This window comes from Meiothermus sp. CFH 77666, from assembly GCF_017497985.1.
In the GTDB taxonomy this organism is placed as follows: domain Bacteria; phylum Deinococcota; class Deinococci; order Deinococcales; family Thermaceae; genus Meiothermus.
The window spans coordinates 37,360-52,127 of the sequence record NZ_JAGDFV010000025.1 but is presented as its reverse complement, the minus strand read 5'-3'; the positions used below and the strand labels follow the sequence as shown (position 1 = coordinate 52,127).

10 protein-coding genes and 1 rRNA gene are annotated in these 14,768 nt (G+C 58.6%); 1 reads left to right on the top strand and 10 read right to left on the bottom strand.

The window, feature by feature from the left end:
• The 9 genes from J3L12_RS12740 to J3L12_RS12700 form a co-directional block, all read right to left on the bottom strand.
• Nucleotides 1–95 (bottom strand): 23S ribosomal RNA (locus tag J3L12_RS12740); the annotation flags it as partial.
• Between the two features lie 259 nt (nt 96–354).
• On the bottom strand, nt 355–1,308 hold the full coding sequence (locus J3L12_RS12735) for a response regulator (protein WP_208015438.1): 954 nt from the start codon (nt 1,306–1,308) through the stop codon (nt 355–357).
• Between the two features lie 175 nt (nt 1,309–1,483).
• A complete protein-coding gene (locus tag J3L12_RS12730; protein ID WP_208015437.1) occupies nt 1,484–2,221 on the bottom strand; it encodes a DUF4388 domain-containing protein in 738 nt (245 codons plus the stop codon).
• 92 nt (nt 2,222–2,313) lie between these two features.
• Nucleotides 2,314–5,070: a response regulator gene (locus tag J3L12_RS12725; RefSeq protein ID WP_208015436.1), complete on the bottom strand. Its 2,757-nt coding sequence runs from the start codon at nt 5,068–5,070 to the stop codon at nt 2,314–2,316.
• Between the two features lie 8 nt (nt 5,071–5,078).
• Nucleotides 5,079–7,397, bottom strand: coding sequence for a methyl-accepting chemotaxis protein (locus J3L12_RS12720; protein WP_208015435.1), 2,319 nt, complete (start codon nt 7,395–7,397; stop codon nt 5,079–5,081).
• A 14-nt stretch (nt 7,398–7,411) separates the two neighbouring features.
• Nucleotides 7,412–9,676 (bottom strand): methyl-accepting chemotaxis protein, encoded by a 2,265-nt coding sequence (locus J3L12_RS12715; RefSeq protein WP_208015434.1) that lies wholly within the window; start codon nt 9,674–9,676, stop codon nt 7,412–7,414.
• Entirely contained in the window at nt 9,673–10,407 is a 735-nt protein-coding gene (locus J3L12_RS12710) for an MHYT domain-containing protein (protein WP_347708898.1), read from the bottom strand. The genes J3L12_RS12715 and J3L12_RS12710 overlap by 4 nt, the downstream gene beginning before the upstream one ends.
• A 33-nt stretch (nt 10,408–10,440) precedes the next feature.
• Entirely contained in the window at nt 10,441–10,911 is a 471-nt protein-coding gene (locus tag J3L12_RS12705; RefSeq protein ID WP_208015432.1) for a chemotaxis protein CheW, read from the bottom strand.
• 50 nt (nt 10,912–10,961) lie between these two features.
• Nucleotides 10,962–11,324: a response regulator gene (locus J3L12_RS12700; protein ID WP_208015431.1), complete on the bottom strand. Its 363-nt coding sequence runs from the start codon at nt 11,322–11,324 to the stop codon at nt 10,962–10,964.
• Between the two features lie 338 nt (nt 11,325–11,662).
• Between J3L12_RS12700 and J3L12_RS12695 the strand changes: the two genes are divergently transcribed.
• Nucleotides 11,663–12,079 (top strand): universal stress protein, encoded by a 417-nt coding sequence (locus J3L12_RS12695; protein ID WP_208015430.1) that lies wholly within the window; start codon nt 11,663–11,665, stop codon nt 12,077–12,079.
• Nucleotides 12,080–12,475: 396 nt separating this feature from the next.
• Here J3L12_RS12695 and J3L12_RS12690 read toward each other — a convergent pair whose 3' ends face one another.
• Nucleotides 12,476–14,122, bottom strand: a complete 1,647-nt coding sequence (locus J3L12_RS12690; protein WP_208015429.1) for a dynamin family protein — start codon at nt 14,120–14,122, stop codon at nt 12,476–12,478.
• Nucleotides 14,123–14,768: the final 646 nt, after the last annotated feature.

Genomic DNA, 14,768 nt, shown 5'->3' with positions numbered 1-14,768 from the left:
CTTACTACCAGCTCCACCGGGCTTTTCGCAGGTAATCACGTCCTTCATCGGCTTAGGTGCCAGGGCATCCACCGTGTGCCCGTTCTATCTTGACCTTTATTCCCTCTCCAGGGTTCCCCCCAGAGATCAGGTCTATTCACACCCACCCTAAACCGCTCTATCGCTTGCACAATAGATGACGTCCAGGATGGACTTCCCTCTCTTGCCTACTACCCCTTTTTCATGATCCTCGCACCCGCTTGCCTATTGGGGCGCAACGAAGAGAGTACCGAATACTCCAAATTCTGTCAACACCCCCTGAGCAGCAAAACACGCAGGAGGTTGGGGTCTCCTGCGTGGGCTATACAATTTGGGTTACTCGCCCAACACGGCTTTGAGTTGCGGCATTTGTTTGAGTACCAGATAGCGAATGACACCCGTTCCGCCGGTGCCCCGCAGCATGAGTACCAGTGCAGCCTTATCGCTGATGCGGTTTACCATGACGGTTTTGCCGAGATACTCGAGGCCCAGACTTTGGATAGAAGAGAGGTGGTATTTTTCACCCATCACGCCCGAGATGGAGAGCATGGTGTGGAGGTAGGTAGCCAGCAGGTCGGGCTCTTCGATGGTTTGGCCCACCCAGCCCAGCAACTGGCCCGTATTGCTTATTACCAGAACACTTTCAATCTCGGGCTTTTCTAAAAAAGGCTTTAGCCCATCCAGCAGCGCTGGATGGGAGGGTTGTGCGTTGGCGGGTATGTTGGGCGTAGGCGAAATCGGCGCAGGGGCCGGTTGGGGGAGGGTTGGGGGCTCGGCCTGGCCGGCTGCAATCGGTGCAGGTGCGCTAGAAGCCGGGGCTGACGCAACAGGGGTTGGGGCTGGGGCTAGTGTGAAAGCCGGCGTTGCAGTTAGACTGGGGGCTGGTGAAGGCTCACTTACGTTGCGAATTGCCTCTTTAGCGGCATTGAGGGCACGCTCGATTTTGGGGAAAAGGTCGTCGGGGGTGAAGGGTTTGGAGACCACATCGAAGGCACCCGCCTGTTGGGCCTGAGCCACCACGCCCTCGTTGATGATGCCCGAAATCAGAATGACCGGCACCCCTTTAGTGGACTCGCGCATTTTGAGCATCTGACAGAGTTCAAAACCGCTCATGCCGGGCATGACCACATCGGCGATTACCAGGTGGGGTGGGTTGTGGCTGACCGCCTCGAGGCCCTGTTCGGCAGACTCGCTGGTCGTGACGACCAGGCCACGGGTGGACAACAGCTTCTCCAGCACTTTCCGTACGCTGGTGCTGTCGTCAACAACTAGAACCTTGGCTCCTTGCATAACTACCTCAATGGTAGAACCATAAGCGGCCTGAACTGGTGATGTGTGACCATTACTGCAAGAATGAAGCAAAGGCTACTGACCAGGCACCCATTTCTCATACCAAATCCAAGGAGCACTTTCCTTCCAGTGTATGCCTGGGGGTCAACGAACGCACTGGATAGGGTACGCGCACCTAGTTGATGCCGTGTTGCCGATGATCCATTTCTACAGCTAGGGAAAGTAGGAGCTGGTCGGTGCTTTTGCGAATCGTGACGGGCTCCAGGAAGAAATCGGCTTCGGTCAGGGGTTCAAAGTGAAAGTGCCCTTTTTGTTGCTGCTCAGCCTCGAGCAGCAGGTGTAACACGGCATCTTCGCCGCTCTTGCCGGCGTACTCGGCATGGATGAGCTGGCCTTTGCTAAAGAGCCAACTGGCGCTGTCGCCTTCAACCTCGACCCGCAAGCGCCCGGTCTTGGCCGACTTGGCCAGCCACTGGGCCAGCTCAAACAGGCTCATATCGCCCAGCTGACCCTGGATGCCGTGTTGTGCGACGGGATTGGCAGGTTCGGAGATGTAGGTCTTGCGGGTGAGTTCGAGAATCAGCTTGTAAGCGCTGCGAACAACCTCGGCCACAGGCGTTTCAAGGGGCAGTACCAGATCCAGGTCGCTGGCTCTGGGAGCAGTACTGTCGTCGAGCAGGACAAACGGCACCAGAGCAAGCTGGGGGTCGGAGCGCACCATGTCGAAGAACTCCGCCCCGCTCAGGTCGCTGAGCGAGGCGGTACTGACGATCACATCGGGTCGGCTGCGCTCCAGAAGGGTCATGGCATAAAGGGCGCTATCCTCGACCTGAACGTCAAACCCCGACAGGGTAAAGCTGTCTTTGAGTGCGACACCCCGCTTGGGTTGACCGGTGAGGATCAGAGCTTTCATCAAAGAATCTCCTTTGTCAAGACAGTACTCCTGATGCCTGTAAATAGCGTTTCTGATGAAGATCTTATCAGGGATGCCGGATAAGGCTCTAGCTACACCCCCTGCAGAAACTTTTCCAATTCTACCTCGTCGGCGGGCTTGGTCAGGTAGGCATTTGCACCAAGCTCGACGGCCAGGTCGCGGTGTTTGGAGGAGGCCCGGGTGGTCAGCACCGCGATGGGCAAGTGGGCGAGGTTGGGGCGACGCCGCACTTCTTCCAGCAGTTCGAAGCCCGACATGCGGGGCATCTCGAGGTCGGTAACCACGGCCTGGAAGGGTTGCTGTTCCAGGAGCTCGAGGGCTTCCTGCCCATCGGCTGCGGTAACCACCTGATGCCCGGCCTTGCGCAGCATCTGCGCCACCACCTTGCGAACCGAGAGTGAGTCGTCCACCAACAACACCGGATGCCGTTGGGTGGGGGCGGTCTCGATGCGGGTGTGGATGGGCATGGCAGTGTCCAGCGAGAGGAGGCCGCTCGGGCTCAAGACCAGGATGACCTCGCCGCTCGCCGAGATGGTCGCACCCATCAGGTGGGGTAACTCCGAGAGGGGGGCGGTGAGGGGTTTGACCAGGGCTTGCTGCAAGCCAATGAAACGCTCGACGGCCAGCGCGACCAGGGCCCCACCCCGACCTTCCACCACCGCCAGGGCATACTCTTCCTGCGTTACGGGAGGCAAGCCCAGCAGCGTGCTGAGGGGTTTGATGGGGATGGGGTTGCCTTCGTAGGTGACGGTCTGTTGGTCGGCCGGTGCGGTGAGCAGGGTCAGGAGGCTCTCGCGGGGAAGGGCGATCACCTGGCCGCCGGTCTGGAGCAGCAGAATGTCCGAAACCACCAGGTTCTGCGGGACGCGCAGGCGGACGGTAGTGCCCAGCCCACTGCGGGTTTCCACGGTCAGATCGCCGCGCAGACGACGGATGGTGGCCGCTACAGCATCCATGCCTACCCCGCGCCCGGCCACATCCGAGACCACCTCGGCGGTGGAGAGCCCAGGAATAAAAATGAGCTGAACGGCTTCCTCGGGGCGCATGGCCTCAATCTGCTCCTGGGTACGTAGCCCCTTTTCTAAGGCTTTTTGCTTGACCGCCTCGAGGTTGATACCCCGGCCATCGTCGCTGATTTCCAGCACCAGGGTGTTGCGCTGCTGCAGGGTGCGGATGGTCAGGGTGCCCTGGGCTTCCTTGCCTTTGGCTCGGCGTTCCTCGGGGCTCTCCAGCCCGTGAATGACCGCGTTGTTGACCAGGTGGATGAGGGCTTCGGACAGGCCGTCGAGCAGCACCGAGTCAATCTCGACCTGCTCTCCCAGGAACCGTATCTGGACGGGTTTCTCACCGGCGATTTGCTGTATCTGGCGGGTGAGACGCTGATAGAAGCGGCCAATGGGAATCAGACGAGCGCGGTTAACTTCCTCGCGCAAGCTTTGGGAGAGCTTTTCGAACTGTTCGGTTTCCTGGCGGAAAGCTTTGATCTGTTCGCTCAGGCTGTTGCGAACCTCGGCCAGGTCGCTGGTCATCTCCTGGATGGAGCGGGCCAGGATGTTGAGGTCGTCGTAGCGGTCGAACTCGAGCTCGGAAAAAAGCTCCTGCACGGTCTTGCCCAGGGTGCTCTGGGCCTGGGGGGTTTGACCGGGGTGTGGGGCTTCCTGCGCCAGCGAAAGGCGGGGGTTGAGGTAGCGATTTTCAAAGTCGGTGGTGGTGCGCAAGAGCCGCTGGCGGGCCGTCTCCAGCAGGTGATCCATCTCCTCGAAGCGCTGGGCCAGTAGCTCCAGGCGCGAGCGGGTGACCAGGGTCTCGCCGGCCAGGTTGAGCAGGGCATCGAGGCGCTCGAGGCTGACCCGCACCGAAGCCGTGCTGCTGGGGCGGGCCCGTTGGGGAGAGGCTGCGGGCGCCGAAGGGGGATTGGCGGGGGCTGGCTGGGCCTGGGGGTTGGCGGGGGCTTCTTTGCCCAGCAAAAGCGCCAGCTGGCTTTGTAGCTCAAAGAGCTGGCCGTCCAGGCTTTGGGCCTGGGGGTCTTTGCCCTCAGCCACTGCAATCATCCTGCCCAGTACCTGCGCTCCTTCCAGCATCACCTGGGCTATTTCGTGGCTCCAGGGTTTGTGCCCTTCGCGTACTGCTACCATCAGATCCTCGAGCTGGTGGGCCAGGGCGCCGATGGGTTTACAGCCCACCGAGTAGGCCGCGCCCTTGACCGTGTGCATGGCCCGGAACAGCGCCCGCAGGTGTTCACCGGTCTCATCGCCGGACTGCAGGCTCACCAGCGCGTTGCCCACATGGTCGAGGTTTTCCAGGGCTTCGGGGGCAAAAAACTCCCAGAACTCGGCGTTTTGCCGATAGAAACTTTGCAGCTCCGCTACCACGCCGCTTGGGGGGGGTGGGGCGGCTTCTTTGGTGGGCTCGGGGGTCTCGCGGACAAAGGCCTCGGGGTTGAGGGCGGTAAGCTCCCGGATTAGCTCGGCGGCTCCCAGGCGGCCTAGCTCGAGGCCCACCCGGCCCTCCTCGCCGTGAATGGCGATGTTCTCCAGGGCTGTGATCAGCACCGCCGTCACCTGACCCATGAACTCCACCACCTTGGCCTGCTGGCTCTGGGTGTAGTGCGGTGCTGCTTCCAGGATGCGTTCGGCCAGGGCCCCCAGGTTGGAGGTTTGCGGAAAGCCGTACAGCCCCGCCGAACCCTTCAGCCGGTGCGCCATGACCACCAGCGGTTCGTGGCGCTGGATGGCCAGGAACTCGGCAGCCTGCTCAAACACCGCCACGGTTTCCCAGGCCTCATCGAGGAAACTTTGCAGCAGATCGGGGGTGGTTGGGGCAGACATACAGACTCCTAATCGGGCAGGCGGAAGCGGCTCAGGTTTCGGGAAAGCTCCTGGGCCAGAACACGCATGGCCTCGGCGGACTGACGGCCCTCCTGGCTCTCGTTTCCGGTTTGTTGGGCGGTGAGAGCGATTTTCTGCACGGCCTGATCCACCCGTTCCACCACCGATACCTGGCTCTGGGCCAGCCCCGAGATTTCCTGGGCCAGGCTTGCGGATTGCGCGGCCAGTCTGGCGATTTCCTCGAGGCGGCTCCCTGCATTTTGGGCTACCCCATAGCCGGTCTCTACCTCGCGTACCCCCTCCTGTACCTGCTCGACCACCCTGGCAATATCACTTTGCACCTGCTGCACCAGCAGGCTTACGCGGTTGGTTTCGCGGGCCGACTCCTCGGCCAGCTTGCGAATCTCCTCGGCAATGATGGCAAAGCGTCGGCCTGCGGCCCCGGCCCCGGCGGCCTCGAAAGAGGCGTTCAGGGCCAGCAGGTTGGTTTGGGAAGCGAAGTCCTCGAGTACCCGGGTAATGTTCTCGATTTCGGCGGAGCGCCGGGCCAGCCCGCCGATGTTCTCGGCGATGGCCTGCATCTCCCGGCGGATGTCGCTCATGCCCGAGAGGGTCTGGGTCACGGCCTGACGGCCTTGCTGGGCCGACTCGAGGGTTTGCTGCGCAGCCTGAGCGGTGAGACCCGCGCTTTCGGCCATCTGGCGGATGCTCGAGGTCACTACTCGAGTCTCTTGCTGCACCTGACTCACTTCCCTGGCCTGTGAGAGGGCGCCTCTGGCAATGGAGGAGGTGAGCTGATCCATCTGAGCCGCGCTCTGGTTTACTGACTCGGCGGCTTGCTTGACTTCCTTGAGCAGCAGGGCAATCTCCTCCACAGTGAGGTTTACCGCATCCACTACGTTGCCCAGTACATCGTTGCTCACCTCACCGCGCTTGGTCAGATCGCCCTGGGCGATCTCAGAAGCAACGTCGAGAAAACGCCGCACGCTTTGTTGTAGCTGTAGACCCCTTTGACGTTCTTCCTCTCGTTGCTCTAGCAGGCTTCGCAGGGTAAGGATGGACTGGTTGAGGGTTTTGCCGACCAGCCCCAGCTCGTCGTTGGAGCGCAAATGTACCAGCGACGAAAGATTACCCTCCCCCAGATGCCGGGCTGTTTTGGTGAGTTCGCGCACCGGCGCCAGGATGGAGTTCAGTACCCCCACAATCAGCAACAGCGCAAGTACCAGGGTGGAGATCACGATGAACAAGCTGAGCACTTGGTTGTTGACCAGTTGACCCAGGCGTTGCTCGAGTACGGTGTTGAGCTGCGACAAGCCAGCGTGGTTCACGGCAAAGTAGGCATCTAATGGACGGCTTAGTTGCTCAAAATATATCGCAGGCTCCAGCGCTAACTGCTTGCTCAGAACCTCCCGCCGGGTTAAATCGACTGCCGACTCGGTAATGGCGCGGGCTGAATTGACCTGCTCGCTCAATGCGTTTCCGAGTACAGGATTGGCAGCCAGTGCATTTCGCACCGTTCGCTCCAGGGGGGCTGTAAGCGAAGGGATTTCGCCTAAATTGGTGCCCCGGATTGCCAGGGAGGCCAGCAGGCCGCTCAAGCGTTTTTCGTGTTCGGGAGAAAGGGTTTTTGATTGCAGTGCGGCAGCGCCGAGACCCTGTACCTGACTCAACGTTTCTACCACCGGCGGCAGGCGATAGACTACGGTGTCCACCAGCCAGTAGCTCTGCTTGGTGGGATCGAGCAACAGGTTGGAGCCAGAGGCGATCTTCTCGTTGATGCCGGTAAGCTGCTGAATGAGGCGGGTATGCTCGATAAAGCTGCGGTTGGCGCTGTAGTTTACGGCTTGAAGGGTGTTCCAGCTAGCTTCCAGGGCCTCGAGGTCTTTTCCCAGGCCAAAAGGGTCGCCCTGGGCCCGATTCGTCTGTTGAATAAGCTGCAAATTGCGCCTGATTTCCTCGGCCTTTTTGCTCCTGTCTATGGCCAAATCACGGTTACCAGACAGTACCGCAGCGCTCATGCCGCGGTGTTCGGCGATAGCCTTGATCAGGGTGCTGGTTTGCTGCAAGAAAAGCACCCCTTGCTTTTCCGCCCGCACAAAGTTGATGTCGCTGCGCTGCTCAGAAACCAGCGAGAAGAGCAGGTAAAAGATGGGGAAGAGGAGGGGGATGACCAGCAAAGCCAGCTTGTAGGGAATGCGGAGATTGCCAAAGAACCCGGTGTTGGTGGCCTCGACGGTCTCGGCATCTACCCGCACCTTCCGGCTCTGGGCGCCCAGGAGTCCCAGTTGTTTGACTTCTACTTCTCGGAGGTTGCGTTGCAAAGCCATATGTGTTCCCCTGCTTAGGCTGGCAGCCGGAAGCGGGTCAGGCTCTGGCTCAGTTGCTGGGCCAGAGCGCGCAGTTCCTCGGCAGTCTGGCGGCCTTTGCGGCTTTCCTCGTCGGTTTGCAGGGCGGTGTTGTAGATGTCCTGCACCACGCCCGTTACTTCTTCGACCCGGTTCACCTGTGCCTGGGCAGCTTGCGCCACATAGCGCGCGGCATCGGCAGATTGTTGGGCCAGGAGGGCGATCTGTTCCAGCTTGCTACCGGCCTCGGTAGCGATGCGGTAACCCTGCTCCACCTCGCGGGTGCCGCCTTCTACCGAGATCACCACCCCTTGAATCTCGGTTTGAATCCCCTTGACCAGAAGACTCACGCGCTGGGCCGCACGGGCGGAGTCCTCGGCCAGTTTACGTACCTGGTCGGCCACCACCGCGAAGCGAGCCCCCGCCTCACCGGCGCCGGCCGCTTCGATAGCGGCATTCAGGGCCAGCAGGTTGGTTTGCTTGGCGATGCGCGTGATGGTATCTACCACTTCAGAAATCTCCAGGGAGCGATCCGAAAGCCCCTTGATGTTTTTGGCGATGCTCTGTACCTCGCGGCGGATGTTTTGCATGCCGCTCAGGGTGTTTTGTACCGCATCTTTGCCTTCCAGCGCGGCTTCTTTAGCCTGCATCACCAGACCCGTGCCCTGCACGATCTGGTTGGCCATGTCACGGATGGTTTCGGAAGCGTCCAGGGCTTCGATCCGGGCTCTGGCCGAAAGTTCGGCCTGCGACTCGGCTTTCTCGAGCACGCTTTCTGAGATCTGGGCCATCTGTGCAGCGCCCTGGTTGACCATCTCGGTAGCCGTCTGCACCTGCTTGAGGAGGTAAGCAATCTCTTCGACCGTCAGGTTTACCGCGTCTACCACGTTGCCCAGTACATCTTCGGTCACCCGCCCGCGCTTGGTCAGGTCGCCCTGGGCAATGTCCATGGCCACGTTCAGGAAAGCGCCGATGTTTTCTTGCAAAAGCTGGCTCTGGCGAAGCTGCTCGGCATCGGCCTCCGCTTTGGCCTTGAGCTGCATAGTGGTTTCGTTGAAGGTGCGGGCCAGTGAACCGAGTTCGTCGGAGGACTGAACCGGCACCTGAACCCCAAGGTCGCCTTTGCGCAAGCGCAGAGAAGCCGCAAACAACTGCCCTACTGGCCCAGTGATCGAACGAGCCACCGTTCCTACGATGCCCAGGGCCAGAACCAGCGCTATAGCAACCATTACAAACACAAGAGTTTGCCGCTGCTGAGCGTTGCTCCACTGTTTTGCGATATACCTGCCAAGTACCTCGAGTGAATCCTGGCCTAGACGTGTGATGTTGGAGTTGGTCTGTACAAATGCATTTCCATACTCGGCAGGGCGAAGGACAGGGCGGGCTGTGGCCAGAATGGAGTTGGTAACCAAAGTGTTCATGAATCCGACTTCAGCTGATAGCTGCTCCATTTCCAGCGCTATGGCCTCGAGGTCGCGCGATTCTCGCAGCTTGGTCTGGGTTAGGCTTAGCAAGATTTTTTCGCTGATGCCTTCAGCTTGTCTGAGCAAGTTAATGATTTGCTCTCGTTCGTAAATGAGGGCCGATCCGCGGGCAAGTACCTTCATGCCGAGGAAACGAAGCTGGGCCAGCGTCTCGCGTAGCTCGGGCAAATGACGCAAAGTCGTTTCGGTAAAGAGAAACACATCGGAACTTGAGCTGAGGAGTAGGCCTGAAGACAGGCTAAGTTGCTCCAGAGCTTGGCGCAAATGCGCGATTAGCTCGTGGTGCATCTCAAAAATCGCCTCATTGCCTGCGGCCAGGCTTTTGTTTTTGATACCTGTCCATTCTTGCTGGATTTCTTCGATAGTTCTGCCCAGACCGAAGCGATCCCGAATACTCTCGTTCATCTGGGTAATTTGCTGAAAGGCCTTGTCTACATCTTCAGCTTCCTTAGCCAGATCCGCGTTGCTGCCCAGGATTTTATTGTCCAGGCTATGGCGCCGATACTCGCTAACCTGCTGAATAAGACCAAAGAAACCCTGTGCAAGCTGTAACCCCAAAATTTGATTGTAAATGCCTTCAGACTGGCGCTGCTCAGATAAATAAATGGTTGTTAGAGGAACGATTCCGGCTACTGAGAAAGCCAGTACGATGAGCAAAAGTTTTTGCCAGATACGGAGCGACCCCAGGAAGCCGCCGGCGCGAATCACCTGGGTGGGTGCTGCTGGAGCAGGGCGTCGGACGGGTCGAACGACGGTTTTGGGCGTACGGTGGGTCATGCTTCGGCCTCCGGTACTTTGTCTGCAGAAGTCTCGAGCAAGGAACTCAGGAACATGGGCAATCCTATAACCACTACCGCTAGCAGCAAGAAAATGTTGAGTGAAAGCAGATTTCCACTGGCGATCATGCTGTGCATGCTGTCGCCATCGGTTGCGGTAAATTTGGCCGCTAGCATGGCGGTGTAGTGCATGAATGGGATGGCCGAGCCGGTGATGACAGCGGTGATCAGGTGACGGAAGGGAACCAGATTAAAAGCCTGGCTGGTGAGTGTCCAGATACCAAATGTACCCAGTGCTACGGCTACCAGTACCGAGACTGCAACCAAGGCAAGATCAAAGGTTAGTTTGGCATTCAAGCGCATGGCGAACATGCCCACGTAGTGCATCACACCGATGCCCGCCCCCAGAAAAAAGCCGGAGCCCAGCACCTGAGCCAGGCCCACCTTGGGCTTGCTGACCAACTGGAAAGCCGCCGCCGCACCAAGTACAGCGAAGAAAACCGAGATTAGGGTGATGAGGGGATCGTAAGCCACCACCATTTCGAGTTGAAGGGCGGTCATGGCGGTAAAATGCATGGCCCACACCCCCAACCCGAATGTGGTGGCACCAAGCCAGAGCCAGGCTCTACCGGCGACTCCTTGTCGCAAATAATTGATGGTAGCCAATGCGGCATAAGACGCGAAGATGGCGACCAAGAAAGAAACCCCTACTAAAAAGGGGTCATGGTTCATGGGCAGATGGGTTTGTTCCATTGAGACAACTCCTTAGGCTTGGGCTTGGGCCCGACCAGGAATAGCCGAGGCTTGTGCCAGGGTGGACATTTGTTCAGATAGATGCGCGAAGAGATTGCGCACCTCGAGGATCTGCACGCTTTTGCCGTCCTCTTCCAGAATGGCGCTGAATAGTGGGTGCTGGCTGGGGGCCATCCAGGCTCCACTCAAGTTGGTACGGAGCCCCACCACCTCGTCAATTAGGAAAGCCAGTGGCTGCCCTTCAAACTCGAGCAAGGCCGCAATCCCAGAACCAGAGGGTGCAATTTGCAAAACGTGACACAGATCGAACACCGGCACAATCTGGCCCTGGTTGCTCAACAGTCCCATCAAGGGGGCGGGGGCCAGCGGGACGGGAGTGGGCTGGGTGACTTCCAGCACTTCCTTGAATGCTTTGGGTTCCACGCCAAGATAGGTGCTGCCCAGGCGCAGCACCCATACTTTGCTAATGGCGGTATTGATCATGGCTAGATCCTTGATGCCTCGAGGGGCGTGGCCCAACGGCTTGGATGGAGCTAGGCTTGAAGTATTTCCTGCACGGCCTTGCGCAGGGCTTCGGGGGTGTAGGGTTTGGTCAGGTAGCCATTAGCGCCCTGGCGTTTGCCCCACTCGATGTCGGTGGGTTCGCCTTTGGAGCTGATGACCAGCACCGGGATGTGTTTGGTGGCCTCGCTTCGGCGCAGTGAACGCAGCACCTCGTAGCCGTTGCGGCCCGGCATGACTACATCCAGCAGCACCGCGTCCGGCTTTTCGGCTTCGATACGTTGCTCTACGTTTTCGCTACCCTGGTACAACACGACCTGGTGATACTGCGAAAGCGATTGTTCAATGAGCTTCAGGTCGGCCAGAGAGTCATCTACTGCGATCAGTTTTGCCATATTTTTCCTCCGTGTTTGCGAGCGAAGACAGACATGTCTGCTGAGAGGTATTTCCGCCCGCAATGTAACCATAAGTTATGCGAAGCGTTACATGGCCCCTGTGATGGTTGCACATGCCGTGGGCTACTGGGCGTTACGTGCGAATACCCCCAAATGGGGGTATAGCCTGGTTCCCTGATTTGGGCAAACCGGGATAAAAGTCCCTGGTGGAGGGGCCAGGATGGGCGTATATTTACATTGAAAGCAGGAAAGTCGGTAACGGGTTTCCTGCTTCCGACCTCAGCAGCTTCATCCGAAAGGAAAGGTTGCTGGGGGCTTTTTTTGCCGAGGAGGTCGCCATGTTCAACAATATCTTGATGGCGTTCGATGGCTCCACCCATGCCCAGAAAGCAGCCCGCCTGGCTGCCGATCTGGCCCGGCAGTACCAGGCTGCTCTTTGCGTGGTTCACACCTACGATCCGGTTCCCGACTATCTGGGTGAGCCCTACCTGCAAGAGGTGATCTCCAGGCGAACCGAGGCCGCAGACCGGGTTATGGAGCAGGCCCAGGCTTTGCTGGGGGAGCTTCCAAAAGTTGAAACCGAGGTGCTGGAAGGGCCCGCAGCAGAGGTCATTTTGCGAGTAGCCCAGGTGCGACACGTAGATCTGATCGTGATGGGTACCAGAGGCTTGGGACAGTTGAGTGGTTTACTGCTCGGCAGCCAGAGTCAGAAAGTGGTGACCCATGCCCAGTGTCCGGTATTGCTGGTGCGCTAGAGGGACACTAAGCCCTCAGAAAGCCGCTAGGCTAGGCTCGAGGCTGCCGGGATTTGTGATGGGGGTGGGCTATTACGGCGTCGTAGAGATACCCATACACTTCGACGGCTTCCATGAGCTATGGCCCTTAAAACCCCTCCCTACCACGCAGGGAGGGTGGGGAGGGTATTAGGCAAGGCCCTGAACTGACCTGCTGTGTGAAGGCGCTGTTCAGCAACCCCACCTGACCTCCCCTACGATGTAGAGGAGGAACGAAAAGACGTCTGCTTCGGCTTCTGCCAGTGAACACAGCACGCGTGCAGCTCAACCGAAATGGACACATCTGTAAAGATATTTGTACGACCGTGTAGTAGCAACATGACCAACCCCAAGACACAGCCTTGGGCTTTTGCAGTATCAGCCCAGCCGACGGCGCAGCTCGAGGGCTTCCGTTCTTAATTGCTCCGTTTGTTGCAGTTGGGCCAGAGTAGTGTCGCGGCTGCTTTCCAGCCGGGTGCAGGGGGTGCGGTACAGACTATTGAAACGTTCGCGGGTGCGCTGCATCTCGGTGTTCAGGGTCTCGCTCAAGGCCCGCTCGAGGGTGCTGCGTAACTCCGCCAGCCGTTCGCGCAGGCGGGCTTTGGCAGTTTCTTTGCGGCGGGGCAGGATGGAGGTAGCCAGAATAGCGCCAAACACCGTGGCAAAAATACCCAGAATATCGAAGGCAATTTTCTGGGCGACCAGCAGGATGGTCAGGCCCAGCCCCATCACCCCCACTTCTGCCAGGGCGGTGCCGCGCAGGCTCTCCTGGATGAAATCGCGCAACTGAATGGCCTCGGCCTCGGCATCAAAGGAGCGCAGGGCTTCTTCCAGGTTGCCCGCAATGGTGCGCTCTTCCGGGCCGACCTGCTCGGTTTGCCGCAGGCCGGGCGCTTCCCGCAGCAGCGAGAGGGCATCCTCGAGCAGTTCGCGGTCACGCTTGGCCAGCCAGTTCATGGCCTCGAGTACGCGGCGCTCGATCTCCTGGTTGGCCCCTTTGACCACATCATCAATAAAACTCTGCTTGAGCTTGCTGGATTGCAGCAGCTCGAGAAATTTGGAGAAACGCACTTTTTCGTCCAGCCAGCGTTCACCCCTGCTGCGCACCTCGTCAATGGCTTGCAGCGCCAACGCGACCTGCCCGTTGAAGTCGCGGCGGGTGCGTTCTTCATGACGCTGGAGTAGGCTATCCAGCTCACGGCAAGTGGCAAGCTGCTTCTCGGCTTCTTTGAGCCTGGTTTCCAGGGCGGGTTTGGCTTCTTCGCTGAGCCGCGCCAACACCCCCAGGGGCGAACCTAGCTTGAGGAGGGCGGCCTCGTGGGTGAGCACTTGCCGGATGTGGGCCTCGAGCTCGGGAATATGGCTTTGAGCCACGTTGCCTTGCCGTGCCCGACGGGCCGATACCGGGAAGATAGGCGGGATGTGTCCCAGAGTCTGGTCGGCACCTTTCTGGACGAACTCGAGCACCTGCTGCAACTCGGGCTCGGTGAGTAAATCCATTTTGTTGATGATGAGCACCACCTTCTTGCCCCAGGCCCGAATGAAATTTAGGAAGTCGGCTTCGGACTGGGTGAAGGGCCGGTCGGCACTGGTGACGAACAGTATCAGGTCGGCGCGGGGGAGAAATTTCTGGGTCAGAACCTGATGATGTTGCAGGATCGCGTTGGTGCCAGGGGTGTCTACCAGCCGTACATCTTTGAGCAGTGGATGCGGCAACTGAATGAGCACCAACTCGGGGGACTGCGGCTGTAGCTTGGGTTCGGGGCCGTAGCCGATCAGATTAATGCGGTCGGTGGTGGGCGTGACCCCCTCCTTCAAAAAATCGCCCCCCAGGAGCGCATTGAGTAATGACGACTTACCGCTGTTAAACTCGCCCGCTACCACCAACAAGAAGGGGCCATCCAGATCCAGCAAGGCTTGCTTGAGCGGCTTGGTTTCGATCCCCACTCGAGCCAATGCATCCAGCCCTCTGGTCAGCAACGCACGCACATCCTGGGCCAGGGCCAATGTGTTGGAATCCAACATGCTCTGTATTCTATCGTAGGGATTTGTAAAGGCCGTACAGCATCGCGCTTTGGGTCGGGAGACTGGTTTGGAGAAAGCAACGAACATCACTGACCGCAGAGGGGTCAAATAGCTGCGCGAGATTATGCGATGAAAACGGGCTTATTTGCCCCTTATTATTGACCTGGGTTGTGTGTTGCTACTTTGCGCCAGGCTGTGGGCGTTGCAGCAGTTGGTAAAATTATCGCCATCTTTACTTCATCTGCGCTTGGGTGAGACAGTTTTAAGACGGAATTCTTGGGATGCTTTTTGTCTCGGTGGAAACGGCATAAATGGAGGGAGGTGATGGCTGAAGTCTGAATATGCTGAAATGCCAACCACCCAATTCACTCGATGCGGGCGCAATTGATTAAGATACCCTCGAGCGAAAATGCAACATCACAAAAACGCGATAATAAAGGAAAAAACTCGATGCTTCGATGCCAATCGGACGAATCGAAAATTCACCCATAAGTTGTATTTGACGTGCAAAAACCACACAACATGTTGTATAGTTGGGTTCAGTGGAGCCACAATCTAACAGAAACGCTCGTCCACATTACGCGCAATGCCAGAAACCTGGTTATGTGCAATGGGCGAATCGTCCGCTGGATAGCGCATGATTCGG

What these genes read in the sequence shown, in the direction of transcription:
- J3L12_RS12735 (WP_208015438.1), bottom strand. Translation starts at nt 1,308, where the DNA reads ATGCAAGGAGCCAAGGTTCTAGTTGTTGACGACAGCACCAGCGTACGG.
- J3L12_RS12730 (WP_208015437.1), bottom strand. Translation starts at nt 2,221, where the DNA reads ATGAAAGCTCTGATCCTCACCGGTCAACCCAAGCGGGGTGTCGCACTC.
- J3L12_RS12725 (WP_208015436.1), bottom strand. Translation starts at nt 5,070, where the DNA reads ATGTCTGCCCCAACCACCCCCGATCTGCTGCAAAGTTTCCTCGATGAG.
- J3L12_RS12720 (WP_208015435.1), bottom strand. Translation starts at nt 7,397, where the DNA reads ATGGCTTTGCAACGCAACCTCCGAGAAGTAGAAGTCAAACAACTGGGA.
- J3L12_RS12715 (WP_208015434.1), bottom strand. Translation starts at nt 9,676, where the DNA reads ATGACCCACCGTACGCCCAAAACCGTCGTTCGACCCGTCCGACGCCCT.
- J3L12_RS12710 (WP_347708898.1), bottom strand. Translation starts at nt 10,407, where the DNA reads ATGAACCATGACCCCTTTTTAGTAGGGGTTTCTTTCTTGGTCGCCATC.
- J3L12_RS12705 (WP_208015432.1), bottom strand. Translation starts at nt 10,911, where the DNA reads ATGATCAATACCGCCATTAGCAAAGTATGGGTGCTGCGCCTGGGCAGC.
- J3L12_RS12700 (WP_208015431.1), bottom strand. Translation starts at nt 11,324, where the DNA reads ATGGCAAAACTGATCGCAGTAGATGACTCTCTGGCCGACCTGAAGCTC.
- J3L12_RS12695 (WP_208015430.1), top strand. Translation starts at nt 11,663, where the DNA reads ATGTTCAACAATATCTTGATGGCGTTCGATGGCTCCACCCATGCCCAG.
- J3L12_RS12690 (WP_208015429.1), bottom strand. Translation starts at nt 14,122, where the DNA reads ATGTTGGATTCCAACACATTGGCCCTGGCCCAGGATGTGCGTGCGTTG.